At 73.0% G+C, this 17,520-nt stretch carries 19 protein-coding genes and 1 pseudogene; 11 read left to right on the top strand and 9 right to left on the bottom strand.

The window, feature by feature from the left end:
• The first annotated feature begins 132 nt into the window (after positions 1-132).
• Entirely contained in the window at positions 133-531 is a 399-nt protein-coding gene (locus G3I41_RS36910; RefSeq protein WP_164401313.1) for a hypothetical protein, read from the top strand.
• 105 nt (positions 532-636) lie between these two features.
• Here G3I41_RS36910 and G3I41_RS18390 read toward each other — a convergent pair whose 3' ends face one another.
• Positions 637-996, bottom strand: coding sequence for a hypothetical protein (locus G3I41_RS18390; RefSeq protein ID WP_164401312.1), 360 nt, complete (start codon positions 994-996; stop codon positions 637-639).
• A gap of 669 nt (positions 997-1,665) precedes the next feature.
• Between G3I41_RS18390 and G3I41_RS18385 the strand changes: the two genes are divergently transcribed.
• The 3 genes from G3I41_RS18385 (at position 1,666) to G3I41_RS18375 (ending at position 3,307) form a co-directional block, all read left to right on the top strand.
• Positions 1,666-1,995: a MerR family transcriptional regulator gene (locus tag G3I41_RS18385; RefSeq protein WP_164401311.1), complete on the top strand. Its 330-nt coding sequence runs from the start codon at positions 1,666-1,668 to the stop codon at positions 1,993-1,995.
• A 201-nt stretch (positions 1,996-2,196) separates the two neighbouring features.
• Positions 2,197-2,934: a GPP34 family phosphoprotein gene (locus G3I41_RS18380; RefSeq protein WP_164401310.1), complete on the top strand. Its 738-nt coding sequence runs from the start codon at positions 2,197-2,199 to the stop codon at positions 2,932-2,934.
• On the top strand, positions 2,921-3,307 hold the full coding sequence (locus tag G3I41_RS18375; protein WP_164401309.1) for a hypothetical protein: 387 nt from the start codon (positions 2,921-2,923) through the stop codon (positions 3,305-3,307). The genes G3I41_RS18380 and G3I41_RS18375 overlap by 14 nt, the downstream gene beginning before the upstream one ends.
• Positions 3,308-3,409: 102 nt before the next feature.
• Here the strand turns inward: G3I41_RS18375 and G3I41_RS18370 are convergent, their stop codons facing one another.
• On the bottom strand, positions 3,410-4,183 hold the full coding sequence (locus tag G3I41_RS18370) for a PASTA domain-containing protein (RefSeq protein ID WP_164401308.1): 774 nt from the start codon (positions 4,181-4,183) through the stop codon (positions 3,410-3,412).
• Between the two features lie 146 nt (positions 4,184-4,329).
• Between G3I41_RS18370 and G3I41_RS36905 the strand changes: the two are divergent.
• Positions 4,330-4,443, top strand: a pseudogene (locus G3I41_RS36905) (glycosyltransferase family 2 protein); the annotation flags it as partial.
• A gap of 73 nt (positions 4,444-4,516) precedes the next feature.
• On the opposite strand, the gene G3I41_RS18360 reads toward G3I41_RS36905, so the two are convergent.
• Complete coding sequence (locus G3I41_RS18360; RefSeq protein ID WP_164401307.1) at positions 4,517-5,533, bottom strand: glycoside hydrolase family 11 protein; 1,017 nt, start codon at positions 5,531-5,533, stop codon at positions 4,517-4,519.
• Between the two features lie 351 nt (positions 5,534-5,884).
• Between G3I41_RS18360 and G3I41_RS18355 the strand changes: the two genes are divergently transcribed.
• From G3I41_RS18355 to G3I41_RS18345, 3 genes are all read left to right on the top strand, one after another.
• Complete coding sequence (locus G3I41_RS18355) at positions 5,885-7,471, top strand: hypothetical protein (protein WP_164401314.1); 1,587 nt, start codon at positions 5,885-5,887, stop codon at positions 7,469-7,471.
• A gap of 302 nt (positions 7,472-7,773) precedes the next feature.
• On the top strand, positions 7,774-9,084 hold the full coding sequence (locus tag G3I41_RS18350; protein ID WP_164401306.1) for an ammonium transporter: 1,311 nt from the start codon (positions 7,774-7,776) through the stop codon (positions 9,082-9,084).
• Positions 9,081-9,419 carry a P-II family nitrogen regulator gene (locus G3I41_RS18345; RefSeq protein WP_164401305.1) on the top strand — a complete coding sequence of 113 codons (339 nt, stop codon included), beginning with the start codon at positions 9,081-9,083 and terminating at the stop codon, positions 9,417-9,419. The genes G3I41_RS18350 and G3I41_RS18345 overlap by 4 nt, the downstream gene beginning before the upstream one ends.
• A 3-nt stretch (positions 9,420-9,422) precedes the next feature.
• Here the strand turns inward: G3I41_RS18345 and G3I41_RS18340 are convergent, their stop codons facing one another.
• From G3I41_RS18340 to G3I41_RS18320, 5 genes are all read right to left on the bottom strand, one after another.
• Positions 9,423-10,067, bottom strand: a complete 645-nt coding sequence (locus G3I41_RS18340) for a response regulator transcription factor (RefSeq protein WP_164401304.1) — start codon at positions 10,065-10,067, stop codon at positions 9,423-9,425.
• The gene (locus G3I41_RS18335) at positions 10,064-11,254 is read right to left on the bottom strand and encodes a sensor histidine kinase (protein WP_164401303.1); all 1,191 of its coding nucleotides are present in this window, start codon (positions 11,252-11,254) and stop codon (positions 10,064-10,066) included. Before G3I41_RS18335 ends, G3I41_RS18340 begins: the two co-directional genes overlap by 4 nt.
• Before the next feature lie 5 nt (positions 11,255-11,259).
• Positions 11,260-13,458: an MMPL family transporter gene (locus tag G3I41_RS18330; RefSeq protein WP_164401302.1), complete on the bottom strand. Its 2,199-nt coding sequence runs from the start codon at positions 13,456-13,458 to the stop codon at positions 11,260-11,262.
• A gap of 94 nt (positions 13,459-13,552) precedes the next feature.
• Positions 13,553-14,134 (bottom strand): GNAT family protein, encoded by a 582-nt coding sequence (locus G3I41_RS18325; RefSeq protein WP_164401301.1) that lies wholly within the window; start codon positions 14,132-14,134, stop codon positions 13,553-13,555.
• Positions 14,135-14,181: 47 nt separating this feature from the next.
• Entirely contained in the window at positions 14,182-14,958 is a 777-nt protein-coding gene (locus G3I41_RS18320) for a peptidoglycan recognition protein (RefSeq protein ID WP_164401300.1), read from the bottom strand.
• A gap of 265 nt (positions 14,959-15,223) precedes the next feature.
• On the opposite strand from G3I41_RS18320, the gene crcB (G3I41_RS18315) reads away from it, so the two are divergent.
• The 3 genes from crcB (G3I41_RS18315) to crcB (G3I41_RS18305) are packed head-to-tail and all read left to right on the top strand — an operon-like array spanning position 15,224 to position 16,364.
• A complete protein-coding gene (gene crcB, locus G3I41_RS18315; RefSeq protein WP_164401299.1) occupies positions 15,224-15,643 on the top strand; it encodes a fluoride efflux transporter CrcB in 420 nt (139 codons plus the stop codon).
• The gene (locus G3I41_RS18310) at positions 15,640-15,993 is read left to right on the top strand and encodes a DUF190 domain-containing protein (protein ID WP_164401298.1); all 354 of its coding nucleotides are present in this window, start codon (positions 15,640-15,642) and stop codon (positions 15,991-15,993) included. Before crcB (G3I41_RS18315) ends, G3I41_RS18310 begins: the two co-directional genes overlap by 4 nt.
• The gene (gene crcB / locus G3I41_RS18305) at positions 15,990-16,364 is read left to right on the top strand and encodes a fluoride efflux transporter CrcB (RefSeq protein WP_164401297.1); all 375 of its coding nucleotides are present in this window, start codon (positions 15,990-15,992) and stop codon (positions 16,362-16,364) included. Before G3I41_RS18310 ends, crcB (G3I41_RS18305) begins: the two co-directional genes overlap by 4 nt.
• On the opposite strand, the gene G3I41_RS18300 is transcribed toward crcB (G3I41_RS18305), so the two are convergent.
• A partial coding sequence (locus G3I41_RS18300; protein ID WP_164401296.1) for a DEAD/DEAH box helicase occupies positions 16,336-17,520 on the bottom strand: 1,185 nt, incomplete at its 5' end. The two genes, crcB (G3I41_RS18305) and G3I41_RS18300, sit on opposite strands and share 29 nt — an antisense overlap.

Raw genomic sequence — 17,520 nt, 5'->3', positions numbered from 1 at the left:
CCGCGTCCCCCGCCGGCCGGCGCAACCCGGGCGCGGCGGCCCGGCGCGGGAGCGGGCGGCAGTCCGCAGCGAACGCGGCGGCCTGACCACCGCGTGATCCGAAGGCCGGCCCGTCTCCACAGGAGGCACCTTGTGGCATCGGTCCAGAACCAGCCCGACCCGGCGAGCACCGGTCCCGTCGCCGAGGCGGTGCCCGATGCCGTGGACGCCGCCGGGCCGCAGGTCTGTGACGACATGACCGTGGAGGTGGCCCTGTCCGTCATGGCCGGTGCCCGGACCGCAGGCCTGAGGGTCTGCGACGACGACGGCATGTGCACCGCACTGGTCACCCGGGCCCAGCCGGCCGTCGTCCGCGTCGGGCCCGGCTACTCGGACCGGGTCCAGCTGCGCGACAGCGCCGGCGAGGTGCTCCGGGCGATGGCCAGGCTCGGTTTCACCTGCCGCAGCGCTTCCCGGGCCGCCGCGCCCGCCCCGGCCCTCGGCCCGTTGCGGCACGCCTCCGCGATCCTCGGCAGCCCGGTGGCCGTCTGACCGCCTGATGCCCGGCGGGTGGCACGGGCCCGCGGCCTGAGCAGGCGGAAGGGCCTGACCGACGAGGTGCCGGTCGGGCCCTTCCGCGTACCCGGGGGGGGAACGTCAGTGCTCGGAATAGGTGAAGTCGCCCATGGTCCAGGCGCTGACGTCCGCGATCGCGACGCGGTACATCCCGCCCGTCTCCGGGATCCCCACCGTGCCCTGGAGGATCCGCGCCATGTGGAAGTGCAGATACTCGGGCGGGCCCTCCCTCCGGGCCGTGGCGGTGAAGACGGCGGAGAACTCGCCCAGCCGGGCCGAGTCGGTCAGGACCTCCGACACCCGCTGCCGCCACACGGCTTCGGGGGCCAGGCGGCCGGTGATGACGGCACCACCGGCGACCACGGTGAGGGACATCTGGTTGCTGTGCCCGGACTCCACCAGAGTGGCGACGTCAACGAGCAGCTCGTCAGGCTTCGACATGAGAGCCGATCTTATGCACGGGTCGGCCCGGCGTCCCCCGGCCCCTCGGACAAGCCGGTGGGCGTCGGGGCGGCCGACTCCTCCGGGGCGGCCGATTACCTCATCGGAGTGAATCCGAAAATCTATGGCGACCGCAGTAGACATTGCTCACTGACCTGGTTAGGGTTTCTCTCGTAACCCAGAGAGACAGTGATACCCGGCAGAGACGGACTGCCGGTGGTGGACGTAGTCGCAGGACGGTGCGGCGGTGGAGTTCCGAAGCCAGGGCTGTTGCAGGACGGCGACGGGACTGACGGCCGGACCGGGTGGCCCGCAGGCAAGGGGCCGCCGGAGCGGGGCCGCTGACATGACCGTCACGGCCTCCGTGCACGCAGTACGCAGTACCCGCTGGTCAGCAGTTGATCCCGAGAGAAGAACGGAGGAGCCGCGCCATCAGGATCGCCCGGGACCGCGGCCTTCGGCCCGCCCGGGTACCGCAGGACATCGACAGTGAGGTGGTCTCCGGTCACGCAACCGCGATCCCCGCACTTCCGACAGCGGCCAGGTCGGAGCCGCGGACAAAGAAGGCCGGTGCCGAGTCCGGGCCGGCAGGTGGTGTAGTAGTTCCTTCGGGGCCTTGGTGCCAAGTGGCACCAAGGCCCCTCGACGCGTTCCACAAGAGAGGTGCAAGTGACAGCAGACGACTCGTACGGCCGTCTTGACGACGACGACTACCCCGCCTACACGATGGGCCGGGCCGCCGAGATGCTCGGCACGAGCCAGGGTTTCCTCCGCGCCATCGGCGAAGCCCGTCTGATCACCCCGCTGCGTTCGGAGGGCGGCCACCGCCGCTACTCCCGCTACCAACTGCGCATCGCCGCCCGCGCCCGCGAACTGGTCGACCAGGGCACCCCCATCGAGGCCGCCTGCCGCATCGTCGTCCTGGAGGACCAGCTGGAAGAGGCGCAGCGCATCAACGCCGAGTACCGCCGCGCGGCGGAAGAGCGGCCCGAGGACTGAGGCGGCACGGGACCGCACGGAACCGCACGGGCGCGCGTCGTGGGCGTGAGCAACCTTCCGCCGCGTACGTCGAGCCGCGCCCCCCGGGGGTTGTGTCATGGGCTGCCACGCTGCGCCGACGCCACCGGCCACCCGCCCTGACCCGCGACCCCGTGCGAGCATGAGGCGTTGTCCGCAGTGGACCGGGGGGGTCATGCCATCGTGTTCGTACCGCACTTCACGCTTCCCGAGGAGTTGTTGCTCCTCGCACACCATCCGACCGAGGGGCGCGTCGTGTGCCGGCCGTCCTCTCTCCGGCTCGGGATCGCGGGTGCCGTCGCCGGCGAGCTGGTGCTCGCGCGGCGGGTCGTCGTACAGGACGGAAAGATCACCGCGTCCGGTGGGCCGGCGCTCGGGGACTCGTTCCTCGACGCGGCGCTGGCCGGGGTCGCCGGCCGCCGCAAGGGGCACAAGCTGCAGCGGTGGGTGCGCGACACCGCCGGGGTGAAGACCAGTGCGGGCAGGACGGACGAGGTGTGGCGCCACCGGCTCGTCGCGCGGGGGGCCCTGCGCGAGGAGCGCACCCGCGCCCTGGGGGTCATCGCGCAACGCCGCCACCTCACGGGGCCGGACGACCGGACGTCCCCCGCGCGCGAGCGGGTGTCCGCCGTGGGGCACGGGGCGAGCGACGACGAGCGCGCCCGTCTGCTGGCCGCACTCGTCGGCGCGATGGGGCTGGCCAGGAACGTACTGCCGGGGGACGAGCTCTTCCGGCCGCGCAGCGAGGTGACGGCCTCCGCCGGCCGGGACCCCATAGCCCGGACGGTGCGCGACCTGATCCGCGCGAGGGAGGGCACGCCGGGGCGCGCCCGGGGCGGCGAGTCCCTGCCCGAGGGCACGGGGTGGAACCCGCTGAGCTGGATCTTCGACGGGGACGGCGGCGACGGTGGCGGGGACTGAGGGCGGCGGCGCTCCGCGTCGTACCCTCGCGTCCACGCACGGGACCCTGACGGCACACGCGCGGTGCCTGTACGGGGACGAGTACCGGCCGACCCCGGCGTGCGGGCTCGAACACCGGGAGCACTACTTCATCGAGGAGCTGACGTTCGCCGACGCGGACGCCATCCTCGCCATGCTGCGCGCGCTCTGCCCGCACATCGTGGACGGCCATCTGCCCGTGTGGGTACGGAACCTGGCCTACCGGCTGGTGCTGTTGCAGCGGCCGGACGAACCGGAGCTGTTGCGGGAGGCCGCCCGGAGCCTGCGGCTGCACGGCCCGGACTGGGACGACGTGGCCGCCGGGCTGATGGAGCGGGCCGAAGCGCGGACGTAGATCGACCTGGTCACGACGATGCCCGCCTCCTGACGGGTCGGCGTCCGGGCCGTGGGCTCCCGTGCGGGAGCCCACGGCCCGGACGCCGGGAGAGGGGCACCCCTACGGGCAGTTCTCCTCGAACTTCACGGCCGTGAGCTCCACCGGCTGCCCGTTCAGCTTCGTGCCCGCCGCCGGTGCCTGGGTGCAGACCTTCCAGTTGCTCTCCAGCAGCACCATGCGGTCCTCGGCGGCGTCCTCCACCGTGAGCGAGGTGCCGGAGTCGAGCGCGGCGCGCGCGGTGTTGACCGACGTTCCCGCGAGGTCCGGCATCCGGCCGCCCACCGCCTTCGTGGGCTCCTGGTCCTCGGCCGGGCAGCTCTCCTCGGTCTTCACGGCGCCGAAGTCCAACTTGGTGGTCGACGCGACCGACGTGCCGGCCGGCACGTTCTGGGAGCAGACTTTCCAGTTCCGGTCGAGCAGCTGCATCCGGTCCCGGCCCGCGCTGTCGTGCGAGGTCAGCGTGGAGAAGCCCTTGGCCTGCGCCGCGTCCTGCGCGGACTGGAGGCCCATGCCGACGAAGTCGGGCACGGACACCTTCGCGCCGGAGTCGTCGGCCGGCCGGGTCGTGCCCTTCGGCGCGGGAGGCTCGGCGGCGGCCTTCGGCGACGCCGTCACGGTGACCGTCGCGAGGGGCGCGGGCGTCGCCCTGCCGACGTTCTCCGTACTGCTGCCGCCGGCGCCCGCGCTCCCCGCGACGGCTCCGGCGACGAACAGGCCGGCGGCCGCCGGAACGAGGACGCGCTTGCGCGCCCAGGCGGGCAGTCCCGAGGCGGCCCCGGCCGGCTTCTCCGGGGCCGGGCCCCAGGGTTGTTGGGTGCTGTTGTTCCAGCTCATTCGTCCCCCCAAGGTGCGATTGATGGAGGCATGACCGTATACGCACGCTCCGCCGCAAGAGGAGGCAGGTCCTCCATAAGTGATGGATTCGTGACGGTCCGAAGGCTCCACCATCGGGTCCCCGTCGATCAGCATCCCCGGACGTCCTGCCGAAGGCGTGGGGGGGGCGGGGGTTCGCCGAGGGGATCAGGAGGCCGGCCGGGGAGCGGGCGCCGATGAGCCGGCGGACGGTGGGGCGGACGTCCCGGCTGGGGCGGCCGCGGTCCTGTGAGCCGGGCGGACGGACGGTGCGCTCCGGACCGGCCGCCGCCGCCCCGGAGCGCACCGCACGGGTCAGCCCGTGGTGCAGGAGACCGACGGCCAGGTCCAGGTGCCGTTGGTCTGGATGGTGACGCCGAAGTTGTTGCCGCTGCCGTTGGGCTTGGCGGTCAGCACTTGGGCACTGGGGTAACTCGCGCTGATGTTCCAGGTGGAGAGGACCTTCTCCGGGGACGGGACGTTCATCGTCACGGTCCAGTTGCTGGAGCCGGAGACCGCGACGTTGAGGTTGTAGCGGTCGCTCCACTTGTCGCCCGCGGAGAGGGTCGCGGTGCAGCCGTTGCTGCCGCCGCCGGTGTTGCCTCCGCCGTTGTCACCGCCACCGGATGTGCTGCCCAGCGTGATGCTGGAGCTGCCGCTGCTCTGGTAGCCCTCGGTGGCCATGATCATGTAGTTGAAGCTGCCGAGGTTCATCCCGTGCGACGCCCAGGCGTCGAAGTGGTTGCCGGTGGTGATGGTGCCCCCGGTCCGCTTGGACTGGCGGACGCTCCAGTACTGCTTGAACGTCTTGTTGCCCTCGATCGACGGGGCGTTGGTGCGGGTCGTCTCGTAGATGTCGTACGTTCCGCCGTCACTGGTGACCGTGCCCTTGAAGGTGCCGGTGGGCCGGTAGGTGCCCCAGTTGTCGACGATGTAGTACTCCACGAGCGGGTTCTGCGACCAGCCGTAGAGGGCCAGATAGGCGTTGCCGGAGGGGTTGAAGGAGCCGGAGTAGGTCACGCTGCGGCGGCCGCCGGTGCTCCAGCCCTTGCCCGCGACGAAGTTGCCGGTGTTGCGCCAGGACGTTCCGTAGCTGCCGCCTGATCCCAGGTTCATGGAGACGGAGCCGGGGCTGTCGGTCCAGAACGAGTAGTAGTAGCCGTTGTTGGTCCCCGTCTGGTTCGAGGTGACGGTCGTGTCGGCGGTGGCCGTGCCGGGCAGGGCGATGGCCGCGACGACCGCGATCACCAGGGCGAAGGCGCTGCGGATGAACAGCCGTATTCCGCTGGGGGGTCTGGTGCGGCTCGTCGGATGTGCGGGGGCTGCGTGCATGGGGGATGTCCTCCTGGTCCCGTGAGCAGGTGGGCGTCGGCGGGGGCCTGCCGACGGCGCTCAGTGTTGGACCGGCCCCTGGGGGTGTCAATAGTTTCGGCATGAGTTGCGAAACCTTCGACTCCCCCTGACCATAAGCGAGTTGGGCGAACCCCCAGGTCATTTGACATTTCCTCGTCCGCACCCGGGCACGCATTCGGGCGGAAGCAAGCCCTCCCCCGATCTCTCCCACCATCGATTTCGAAAGTTTCGAAGCCTCTTGGCGTCCCCTGGAGACCCCTGCCGGTGATGCCCTCTAAGGTGTGCCGGGTGGCAATCGGTGAGGGCGTACGGGCGGACACGGACAGCTCCATTCGGGAACCGGGGCGGCCCCCCTGGTGGCGGGACCACCGCGTCCCGTTGATCTCCGTCGCGGCCGTGCTGCCGCTGTACGCCGTGTGGGCCGCCTTCCTGGCCACCGGGGCCGGTGACCTCGCCGCGCAGTTCGCCTGGGCCGGGTTCACCGCGCGCCACCCGGGATCGGCGTACAACCTCTCCTGGTACGGGGGGACGCACACCGCGAACTACAGCGTCTTCTCCTCGTACGTCATGGCCTACGCCGGTGTGCGCACGGTCTCCGTCGCCTCCGGGCTCGCCGCCACCTGGCTGCTGGCCCGCCTCTTCGCCCGTACGGGCCTGCGCCGGCCGCTCCCGCCCGCGCTGCTGGGCGCCTTCGCCCTGTGGTGCAACGTCGCGTCGGGCCGCACGACCTTCGCGCTCGGCGTGGCCATCGGGCTCGTCGCCTGCCGGTACGCCCACCGGCCCGTGGTGACCGTCGTCGCGGGGGCGCTGGCCACCATGGCGAGCCCGGTGGCCGGGCTCTTCCTGGTCGTCGTGGGGGCGGCGTATCTGCTCGACCGGCGGTGGCGCACGGGCGCGGTCCTGATGGTCCCGTTCTTCGCGGTCATCGGCGCGACGACGCTGCTGTTCCCGTTCGAGGGCGAACAGCCCATGCACGCGGACCGGTTGTGGACGCCGCTCCTCGTCTGCACGGTGTTCGCGCTCGCGGCGCCCCGGGCCCGGGAGTGGCGGCTGGCCCGGTACGGGGCCGTGGTGTACGCGGTCGGCGTGGTGCTGACGTTCCTCGTCGCGTCCCCCATCGGCACGAACGTCGAGCGGCTGCTCGGCCTGGTCGCCGTGCCCGTGCTGTGCGCGGCGATCCTCGACACGGTCCGCGCCGGGGCGCGGGCGCGTACCGGGTTGCTGGCCGCCGTCCTCGTGGTCAGCGGGGTCTGGCTCGTCAGCAAGACGGTGTCCGATCTCCGCGTCACCACCACCGTGCCGGCCTGGGCGTCCCACACCGAGGGCGTCGTCGCCGCCCTCGACCGGCTGGGCGCCGACCGGGTCCGCGTCGAGGTCGTCCCCGCACGCAACCACCGCGAGGCCACCGCCCTCGCCCCGCACGTGAACATGGCCCGGGGCTGGAACCGTCAGCTGGACGTCGAGCGCGGGCGCCTCTTCTACGAGGGCGAGCTCACCCCGGACCGCTACCGCGCCTGGCTCGACCACTGGGCCGTGGGCCTCGTCGTCCTGCACCACGGGCGGCCGGACGGCCCCGCCGAGGCCGAAGCCGCCCTGATCAAGGGCGGGTTGCCGTGGCTGGACCAGGTGTGGGAGGACGACGGCTGGACGGTCTACCGGGTCCGCGAGGCCACCCCGCTCGCACCCCCGCCCGCCACGGTCACCGGCGGCAGCGACGCGGACATGGTCCTGCGCATGGAGCGGGCCGGCTCGGTGACCGTACGGGTCGCGTACTCGCCGTGGCTCCGGGTGCGGGGGGCGGACGGTGCCTGTCTGCGGCAGGACGGCGAGTGGACGCGGCTGACCGTGCGGAAGGCGGGCACGTACCGGCTGGACTCGGCGTACGGTCTCGCCCGCTTCACGGGGGGCGGCTGCTGACACGAGGCGGGTGGGGAGCGGCTGCCGACACGGGGCGGGCGCCGGGGAGCGGCTGCTGACACGGGGCGGGCGCCGGGGGGCGGCTGCTGACACGGGGCGGGCGCCGGGGGGCGGCTGCTGACACGGGGCGGGCGCCGGGGAGCGGCTGCTGACGCCGGCCGGGCGCACCGCACCGCGCCCGTGAGATCCCGGCAACACCCGGGCAATGAAATACGGCGGAAACACACGGGGTCTCTCGCCGAAACGCGAACCGGTCACGCTCGCAGTCGCTCCCACCGCTCCCCGCCCCGAGGAGGGACCCCGTGACCCCCGTGACCGTGGCCGCACCCGGTCTGGACACCGGCGACACCGCCTGGCTGCTCGCCGCCACCGCCCTCGTCCTGCTGATGACCCCTGGGCTCGCGCTGTTCTACGGCGGCATGGTCCGCACGAAGAGCGTCCTCAACATGCTGATGATGAGCTTCGTCTCGATCGCCCTGGTCACCGTGGTCTGGCTGGTCGCGGGCTATGCGCTGGCCTTCGGCGACGACGCGTTCGGCGGGCTCGTCGGCGACCTCCGCCACCTGGGCCTGGCGGACATCGGGCCGGACGCGCTGACGGGCGGGGTGCCGACCCTGCTGTTCACGACCTTCCAGCTCACGTTCGCGGTCATCACGGCGGCGCTGATCAGCGGTGCGGTGGCGGACCGTACGAAGTTCGCCGCGTGGCTCGTCTTCGTACCGGTGTGGACGCTGCTCGTATACGCGCCCGTCGCGCACTGGGTCTGGGGCCCCGGCGGCTGGATCAAGGAGGCGCTGGGCGCGCTGGACTTCGCCGGGGGGCTCGTGGTGGAGATCGCGTCCGGCGCTTCGGGGCTGGCGCTGGCGCTCGTGGTGGGGCCGCGCATCGGGTTCCGGAAGGACGCGATGCGCCCGCACAACCTGCCGATGGTGATGCTCGGCGCCGGGCTGCTCTGGTTCGGCTGGCTCGGTTTCAACGGCGGTTCCGCGCTCGCCGCGAACGGGCTCGCCGCCGCCTCGATGCTCAACACGATCGTCGCGGGCTGCACCGGACTGCTCGGCTGGCTCTTCGTGGAGCAGCGGCGCGACGGGCACCCCACCACCTTCGGCGCGGCCTCGGGCGCGGTCGCCGGGCTGGTCGCGATCACCCCGGCCTGCGGCACGGTCTCGCTGACGGGCGGTGCGGCGGTCGGGCTCGCGGCCGGTGCCGTCTGTTCGTACGCGGTCGCGTGGAAGTTCCGCTTCGGCTACGACGACGCGCTCGACGTCGTCGGGGTGCACTTCGCCGGGGGCGTCGTCGGCACCCTGCTCATCGGCCTGTTCGCGACCGCCACGATGACCGGCGGCGCGGAGGGCCTGCTGTACGGGGGCGGGGCGGCCCTGCTCCTGAAGCAGGCGGTCGCCGTGGTCGCGGTGGCGGCGTACACCTTCCTCGTGACGTACGGGATCGGCAAGGCGATCGACCGGCTGATGGGCCTGCGGGCCTCCGCCGAGGAGGAGGTCACCGGCCTCGACCAGACGCTGCACGCGGAGAGCGCCTACGATCACGGCGCGCTGGGGCACGCGGCCCCGCAGCCGGCATCGCTCCCCAGGGACAGGAAACCCGCACAGTGAAGCTCATCACCGCCGTCATACGCCCGCACCGCCTCGACGAGGTGAAGACCGCGCTCCGGGAGGCCGGCGTCCAGGGGCTGACCGTCACCGAGGCCGGTGGCTACGGCCGCCAGCACGGGCACACCGAGGTGTACCGGGGCGCCGAGTACCGCGTCGACCTGGTGCCCAAGGTGCGGATCGAGGCGGTCGTGGACGACGCGGACGAGGAGGCCGCCCTCGACGCGGTCGTCCGCGCCGCCCGGACGGACCGCATCGGTGACGGCAAGGTGTGGGTGCAGCACGTGGAGACGGTGGTGCGGGTGCGCACGGGCGAGCGGGGGCCGGACGCGCTGTAGGGATCAACGCCGCTTCAGCAGGCCCGTGTCCAGCGCCACCACCACCGCGCGCGTGCGGTCGTTGACGTCCAGCTTGGCGAAGATGCGCAGCAGGTGGGTCTTCACCGTCGCCTCGCCGATGAACAGCCGGCGGCCGATCTCCGCGTTCGAGAGGCCGTCCGCGACCGCTTCGAGGACGTCCGACTCGCGCGCGGTCAGCGCGACCGGGGCGGGGCGCCGCATCTTGGCGACCAGGCGCTGGGCGACGCGCGGGGCGAGGACGGTCTCGCCGCGTGAGGCCGCGTGGATGGCGTCCACCAGTTGCTCGCGGGTGGCGTCCTTGAGCAGATAGCCGGTGGCGCCCGCCTCCACTCCGCGTTCGATGTCCGCGTCGGTGTCGTACGTGGTGAGGATCAGCACCCGGGTCGGGGCGGGGCCCGCGACGATCGCCGTGGTGGCGCCGACGCCGTCGAGGACCGGCATGCGCAGGTCGAGCAGGGCGACGTCCGGGCGGAGGCGTTCGGTCAGGGCGACCGCCTCGCGGCCGTCGCTCGCCTCGCCGACGATGTCGAGCGTCGGCTCGGAGCCGAGCAGGGCGACCAGCCCCGCACGCATCACGGTGTGGTCGTCGGCCAGGATGATGCGCAGGGGCGCGGGAGTGGGCGTCATGGCACCTGGGGCCTCTCGTGCAGCGGGATGGTGGCGAGGACGCGGGTGCCGTCGCCGAGCGAGCTGGTGACTGTGAGCCCGCCGCCGAACTCCGCGAGGCGCCGGCGCATGCCGTCCAGGCCGAAGCCCCGGGAGTCCGCCACGACGAAGCCGCGCCCGTCGTCGGTGATCTCCAGCTCGACGCCGCCGGGGTGGGCGGTCAGGACGACGCCCACGGTGGTGGCGGCGGCGTGTTTGCGTATGTTGGCCAGGGACTCCTGGGTGCAGCGGAGCAGGGCGACCCGGGTCGGCTGGTCGCAGTCGACGTCCGCGAGTTCGGCGGTGACCGTGAGGCCGGTGTCCTCGGTGAAGCGGTCCAGGGTGCGGCGGAGCGTCGCGGCGACGGAGCCCGCGGCGACCCCGCTGCTGGGGGCGGACCCGACGAGGACCCGGGCCTCGGCCAGGTTCTCCCGGGCCGTCTGCTCGATGGACTGCAGCTGCTGGGCGCTGCGCGCCGGGTCCGCGGCGAGCTGGGACCTGGCCGCCTCGGCGAGCACGATGATCGACGCGAAGCCCTGGGCGAGGGTGTCGTGGATCTCCCGGGCGAGGCGTTCGCGCTCCTCGGCCGCTCCCTGGCGCCGCTGGCTCTCGGCCAGTTCGAGCTGGGTGCTCTGCAACTCCGCGCGGAGTGCGGCCCGTTCGTCGCGCTGGGCCAGCGCCCTGGGGGTGAGGACGGCCATCAGGACGGCGGCGGCCCAGACGGGGAGCGAGGAGAGGGTGTTGTGGAGGAAGACCTCCGGCTGCCCGCCCTCCCGCAGGCTCCCGCCGACGGTGATCCCCAGCGCCCCGAGCCCCGCGAAGAGGACGGCGCCCCGGGGGCTGTCCACGAAGACGATGAACTGGGCGAGCACCACGGTGTAGAGGGCGCCGAACCCGTCGCCCAGCCAGGCGAGGAGCCCGAGCCCCACGACGAGCACCGACAGATAGCCGTACGGGCCGGGCACCCGGCTCCCGGGGCGCAGCCGCACCCACGCGTAACAGGCGGCGACGAGAACCGTCAGGCCGAGGATGCCGAGCTTCCGGTCCCCGGGCGACCCGCCTGCCATCGTGATCAGGGTGACGAGGGCGACGAGGCCCCAGGACAGGGCCTCCCAGCCGTGGAGCACCCAGATCCAGAGCGGGTCGCCGCGTTGGGGCCGTTGAAGCATGTCCGTCAGCCTACGGGGAGGGCCGGGGCGGCCTGGGGGGCGGCCGTGGCGCGGCGCTTCCGGGGCCAGGCGCGGTCGCCGAGGAGCAGCAGGAGCGACGGCAGGATCATCATCCGGATCACCACGGCGTCCAGGAGGACGGCGACCGCGAGGCAGAAGCCCATCTGCTTCATCTCCGTGAGGTGCAGGAAGACGAAGGCCGCGAAGATCGTGACCATGACCAGGGCGGCGCTCGTGACGACCTTCGCCGAGCGGGCGATGCCTTCGAGCACCGCTTCCCGGGCCGTCATGCCGTGGTCCATGGCCTCCTTGATCCGGCTGACGACGAAGACCTGGTAGTCCATCGAGAGGCCGAAGAGCAGCACGAAGAGGAAGAGCGGGACGCGGGAGGCGATGGCGCCGAGCGAGTCGAAGTCCAGCAGCCCCTCGGCCCAGGTGCCCTGGAAGACCAGGACGAGCGCGCCGAGTGCGGCGGCCGCCGAGAGCAGGTTGAGGACGACGCCGATCAGGCCGATGACCGCCGAGCGGAAGGCGACCGCGGTCGTGACGAAGGTGAACAGCAGCAGGAAGCCGATCACCAGCGGCAGCTTGCCGCGTTCGTGGTGCACGTAGTCCTGCCCGCGTGCCACGTCACCGCTGACCGCCGTGTCGGCGCCGGTCAGCCTGCCGACGGTGGCGGGGATGTAGCGGTCGCGGAGGTGGTCCAGGGACGCGATGGCCTCGTCGGAGGGCGCGGGGTGCGGGACGGCCAGTTCGAGCACGGTGACGCGGCCGTCGGCGGAGGTGCGGAGAACGGGCTTCCCGGTGCGGGCGAAGAGCGGGTCGGCCTGGGCCCGCCGCCCGAGTTCGGCCAGCGCCGCCCTGGCCTCGGGCGCGCGGTCGGGGCTCGTACGGGTCACCACCTCGTGCTTCACGAGGAGTTCGGGGTACGCCGCGGTCAGCCGGTCGTACACCTGCATGGCCGGGATCGAGCGGGAGAAGGTGTCCTTGCCGGGGTCGACGAGCTTGAGGCCCAGGGCGGGCGCGGCGACGGCGAGCATGACCAGGACGGACGCGCACAGGGTGGCCACGGGGTGGCGCCGGGCCGGGCTCAGGAGGGCGGTGAACATCCGGCCGTTCTCGGGCTTCGGGCGCTTCGCGGCGACCGGCGCCCCGCGCTTCGCCCGCCGGGCGGCCCTGTTCGCGGCGCGGCGTTCCGCGCGGTGGCCCAGCTTGACCAGCAGGGCGGGGAGCACGGTGAGCGAGCTGAGCACGGCCACGGCGACGACGAGGATCGTGCCGGTGGCCAGCGAGGAGAAGATGACGTCCGTGGCGAGGTAGAGGGTCGCGGTGCAGACGATCACCGCGAGTCCGGAGACCACCACGGCCCGGCCGGCGGTCGCCGACGCGAGCTCCACCAGTGCCTCGGGGCCGAGCCGGCCGCCCGCACGGGCCCGTTCCTCGCGTTCGCGCTTGAGGTAGAAGAGGGTGTAGTCGACGCCCACCGCGAGGCCCATGAGCAGGAGCATGTTGGTGCCGACGCCCGGGTCGGGCAGCAGGTGCGAGGCCAGCATGGACAGGCCCATCGCCGCGGCGATCGAGGAGAGCGCGAGGAGCAGCGGCACCCCGGCCATGACCACCGAGCCGAAGACGGCCAGCAGGATGACGAGGGTGACCGGCAGGGAGAGCCGTTCGGAGAGGGCGAGGTCGTCGCCGCGCTGGTCGTTGACGCCCTTGCTGATGGCCGGCGAGCCGGTCTCCTCCACGACGAGCTCCGGGTGGGCACCGGCCACCTCGGCGGTCTCGGCGAGGAGCGGGACGACGTTCTTCTTGCCGTCCAGCTCGGGGCCCTCCAGGACGACGCTCACCCGCAGGGCGGTGCCGTCCTTCGAGGGGACGGGTGCCGCCACGTCGCGTACCTCGTCCAGGGACCGCATGCGCTGGGTGAGTTCGCGGGCCGCCTGGTCCGCCCGGGCGGTGTCCAGGGGGCCGGAGGCGGAGCGGATGAGGATGTGTTCGGTGGGCCGGCGCTGGAGGCCGGCGTCGGTGGCCATCGACTCGGCGTGACCGGCCTCGCCGACCCAGAAGTCCTTCGTGGTGGCCGGGTTGGAGCCCGCCGCGATGCCGGCGCCGAGGCAGAGGAGGACGAAGAGGAACCATCCGGTGATCGCGCGCCAGGGGTGCCGGGCGCTCCACCGGGCCAGGTGTACGGGTCGAAGTCTCATGTCCTCCATGCTGTTGCGGAGGGGGGTGCGCCCGGCAGCCTCGACCGGTGGAACGGGGGGTCCACCGGTCGGTGGACCCCCGGCTGCCGCACGGTCAGACCCGCTCCGCCAGGCGCGCCTTCGCCTCCGGCCACTCGTCCGCGAGCAGCGCGAAGTACACCGTGTCGCGCCAACTCCCGTCCGGGCGGCGGCGGTGGCGGCGCAGGACGCCCTCGTGGCGGGCTCCGAGGCGGGCGATCGCCTTCTGGGAGCGGTCGTTGAGGTGGTCGGTCTTCAGCTGGACGCGGCCCATGCCCAGGTCCTCGAAGGCGTGGGTGAGCAGGAGCAGCTTCGTCTCCGTGTTGACCGCCGAGCGCCAGTGGGCGCGCCCGTACCAGGTCCAGCCGATCTCCAGGCGTTCGTTCGCCACGTCGATGTCCATGTACGTCGTCCAGCCGACCGCCCGCCCGGTGTCCCGGCGGACGACGGCGAACGGGAGGTACGACGGGTCCGCGAGCAGGGCGGACAGGGTGGCCCCCAGCGCCTCCGGGGTGCGGGGCGTCGGACCCAGCCAGCGCCAGACCTCGTCGTCGTCCCCGCCGGCGGCGAACAGGTCGTCCAGGTGGGCGGGGGTGAGCGGTTCGACGCGGACGTGGCGGCCGGTCAGGGTCACGGGGAGGGGGCGCGTGGCGGTCATGCCCGTCAGCCTACCGCCGTACGTACTAGTGTCAAGCAATGTATGCACTAGTGCGTATTTCCGGCATCCTCCGTGTCCGTCTCCCCCTGGCGCCCGGCCGCCGTGCGCATGGCCGCTGCCATCGACCGGATCTCGGGCAGTTCGTCGTACAGCGCCTGGCCGGGACAGCTCGTCTGGTACGTGTCGCGGTGGCCGGAGATGACGTTCAGCACGACCACCTCGCCCTTGGGGTAGCGGCTGGCGTCGTTGGTCGAGCGCAGCTTCACCTTGCCGCGGGGGTCCTCGCCGGGGCTCAGCTTCCAGGCCGCGATGGAGGCCAGCGCCCGGAGCACGGGGGCCGGGACCTTCTCGCCGTCGTGGTAGTCGCCGAGCACCGCGATGCCCACGCTGTCGGCGTTGAAGCCGGTGGTGTGGGCGCCGCGCACCGAGCGCGTGATGCCGCCGGCCCGGCCCTCGTAGATCGTGCCGCACCGGTCGACCAGGAAGTTGTAGCCGATGTCGTCCCAGCCCCGGCCCTTGATGTGGGCCTCCTCGACGTTCCGGATCAGCTCGGGGGCCTGGGCGCAGTCGTAGTCGTTCGTCTCGCCCGTGTGGTGGACGAAGACCGCGCGGACGGCGCCCGTGTAGGCGGCACGTTCCCGGACGATGGACTCGTCCGCGTGCCAGGCCGTCCGGCTGACGATCACCGGCTGCGGCGCGGCCACCGCCCGCGTGCGGGGGGCGGCGGGCGGCTCGGCCAGGATGTGGGGCACCGGGGCGTCCCGCGGCACCAGGAGAGCCAGCGGGAGGACCGCGGCACCCAGCCATATTCGGTGGTGCCACATGGCTCCACCCTGCGGGCATCCCGCCCGGCCCGCAGATGAGGTGGCCGATCGGGTGAAACCGGTCGGGACGGGGAATAGCCCCGGTCCGGGCCCGGACCGGCCCGTCCCGGCGATATCCTGGGGGAAGCGGCGGGCCGGTGACGGTCCCCGTGCGGCGGTGGGGCCCGCCGTACCCGAACCGCGGACGCGTGACGTGCCGCCAACGGTCCCTACTTGCGCAGACGCGCGCCCGCGCCCGGCGGGCGCCCCGGCAGGTAGGAGACGCATGCCCGGCATCCTCACGAAGAACCCGCAGACCGCCGTCGTCGCCGTGGTCGCGCTCGGCGGCGCGGCCGGCGCCTCCGCCCGCTACGGCGCCTCGCTGCTCTGGCCCACCGCGGCCGGCGGCTTCCCCTGGACGACCCTCGTGGTCAACGTCATCGGCTGCGCGGTCATCGGGGTGTTCATGGTGGTGATCAGCGAGGTCTGGGCGGCGCACCGGCTGGTGAGGCCGTTCTTCGGGACCGGGGTCCTCGGCGGGTTCACCACCTTCTCGACGTACGCGGTCGACATCGAACAGCTCGTGTCCAGGGACCGGGCCGGCACCGGACTGGTCTATCTCGGAGTGACACTGCTCGCGGCCCTCGCGGCGGTGTGGAGCGCGGTGTGGCTGACCCGCCGCGCACTGGCGTGGAGGCAGGCATGACGACACCCGTGACCGTTCCGGGGCTGCGGCTGACCGTGCTGGTCGGCGAGTCCGACAGCTGGCACCACCGGCCCGTGTACACGGAGATCGTGCACCGGGCGCACGCCGCCGGTCTGGCCGGCGCCAGCGTCTTCCGGGGCATCGAGGGCTTCGGCGCCTCCTCGATGATCCACACCCAGCGGCTGCTGTCCCTGAGCGAGGACCTGCCGGTGGCGGTGGTGATCGTGGACGCGGAGGAGGCGGTGCGGGCGTTCCTGCCCAGGATCACCGAGCTGACCGGTGACTCCCCCGTGACGCTGGACGCCTGCGAGATCGTGCGGAACCCCGGGATACGGGGGGATCAGGAGTGAACTGGCTGCTCGTGATCGCCGGAGCGGCGGTCGGCGCCCCGCTGCGCTATCTGACCGACCGGGCGGTGCAGTCCCGCCACGACACGGTCTTCCCGTGGGGGACGTTCGCCGTCAACACGGCCGGCTCCCTGATCCTGGGCACGCTGACCGGCGCGGTGGCGGCCGGGGCGGCCTCCTCGCACCTTCAGCTGCTGCTCGGGACCGGGCTGTGCGGGGCGCTGACCACGTACTCCACGTTCAGCTACGAGACGCTGCGGCTCGCGGAGGACGGGGCCGGGGTCTACGCGGCGGCCAACGTCGTGGTGAGCGTCGCCGCGGGCCTCGGCGCGGCCTTCGCGGGCGTCACGCTCGCCGAGGCCCTCTGGGCCTGACCCGGCGCTCGGAGGGCGGCGCGGTGATGGTGACGGGGACGCCGGAGGGGGTCCGCGCGCCGGTGATCCGGCTCAGCTCCTCCCCGCCGGAACGGACCTCCGCGATCCGCGGGGTGATGCCCGCGTCCGCCATCAGCCGGGTCATCTCGCGGCGCTGGCTGGGCAGCACCAGCGTGACGACGGTGCCGGACTCCCCGGCCCGGGCGGTGCGTCCGCCCCGGTGCAGGTAGTCCTTGGAGTCGGCCGGCGGATCGACGTTGACGACGAGGTCCAGGTTGTCGACGTGGATCCCGCGTGCCGCGACGTTCGTCGCCACCAGGACCGAGACGTGCCCGGTCTTGAAGCGCTCCAGGGTGCGGTTGCGCTCCGGCTGCGACTTCCCGCCGTGCAGGGCGGCCGCCCGGACCCCGCTGTTGAGCAGGTGGGCGGTCAGCTCGTCCACGGCGTGCTTGGTGTCCAGGAACATGATCACCCGGCCCTCGCGCGCCGCGATCTCCGTGGTGGTGGCGAACTTGTCGGAGGGCCGTACGTAGAGCACGTGGTGCTCCATCGTCGTCACCGCGCCCGCGGCCGGGTCCACCGAGTGGACGACCGGGTCGTTCAGGTAGCGCCGGACGAGCAGGTCGACGTCGCGGTCCAGGGTCGCCGAGAACAGCATGCGCTGGCCGTCCGGCGGGATCTGGTTGAGCAGCTGGGTGACCTGCGGCATGAACCCCAGGTCGGCCATCTGGTCCGCCTCGTCCAGCACCGTCACCTCGACCCGGTCCAGGACGCAGTCGCCGCGCTCGATGAGGTCCTTGAGGCGGCCCGGCGTGGCGACGACGACCTCGGTGCCGCCGCGCAGCGCGGCCGTCTGGCGGCCGATCGACATCCCGCCGACGACGGTCGCCAGGCGCACCCGCAGCGGCTTCGCGTACGGGGTCAGCGCGGCGGTCACCTGCTGGGCCAGCTCGCGGGTGGGGACCAGGACCAGGGCGCGCGGGTGCCGGGCCTCCGCGCGGTGCCCCGCCGTGCGGGCCAGCACCGCCAGGCCGAAGGCGAGGGTCTTCCCGGAGCCGGTGCGGCCCCGGCCCAGCACATCGCGCCCGGCCAGCGAGTTCGGCAGGGTGGCCGCCTGGATCGGGAACGGTTCGGTGACGCCCTGCGCGGTCAGCGC

The organism is Streptomyces sp. SID9727 (assembly GCF_010550605.1).
Lineage (GTDB): Bacteria > Actinomycetota > Actinomycetes > Streptomycetales > Streptomycetaceae > Streptomyces.
Note: the sequence above shows the minus strand (reverse complement) of the source record. Positions and strands in the feature narration are given on the sequence as shown.

Coding starts and splice junctions, on each gene's coding strand:
- G3I41_RS18360 (WP_164401307.1), bottom strand. CDS start 5,533: ATGCACGCAGCCCCCGCACATCCGACGAGCCGCACCAGACCCCCCAGC.
- G3I41_RS18330 (WP_164401302.1), bottom strand. CDS start 13,458: ATGAGACTTCGACCCGTACACCTGGCCCGGTGGAGCGCCCGGCACCCC.
- G3I41_RS18340 (WP_164401304.1), bottom strand. CDS start 10,067: ATGACGCCCACTCCCGCGCCCCTGCGCATCATCCTGGCCGACGACCAC.
- G3I41_RS18335 (WP_164401303.1), bottom strand. CDS start 11,254: ATGCTTCAACGGCCCCAACGCGGCGACCCGCTCTGGATCTGGGTGCTC.
- G3I41_RS18320 (WP_164401300.1), bottom strand. CDS start 14,958: ATGTGGCACCACCGAATATGGCTGGGTGCCGCGGTCCTCCCGCTGGCT.
- G3I41_RS18310 (WP_164401298.1), top strand. CDS start 15,640: ATGACGACACCCGTGACCGTTCCGGGGCTGCGGCTGACCGTGCTGGTC.
- crcB (WP_164401299.1), top strand. CDS start 15,224: ATGCCCGGCATCCTCACGAAGAACCCGCAGACCGCCGTCGTCGCCGTG.
- G3I41_RS18325 (WP_164401301.1), bottom strand. CDS start 14,134: ATGACCGCCACGCGCCCCCTCCCCGTGACCCTGACCGGCCGCCACGTC.
- G3I41_RS18390 (WP_164401312.1), bottom strand. CDS start 996: ATGTCGAAGCCTGACGAGCTGCTCGTTGACGTCGCCACTCTGGTGGAG.
- G3I41_RS18370 (WP_164401308.1), bottom strand. CDS start 4,183: ATGAGCTGGAACAACAGCACCCAACAACCCTGGGGCCCGGCCCCGGAG.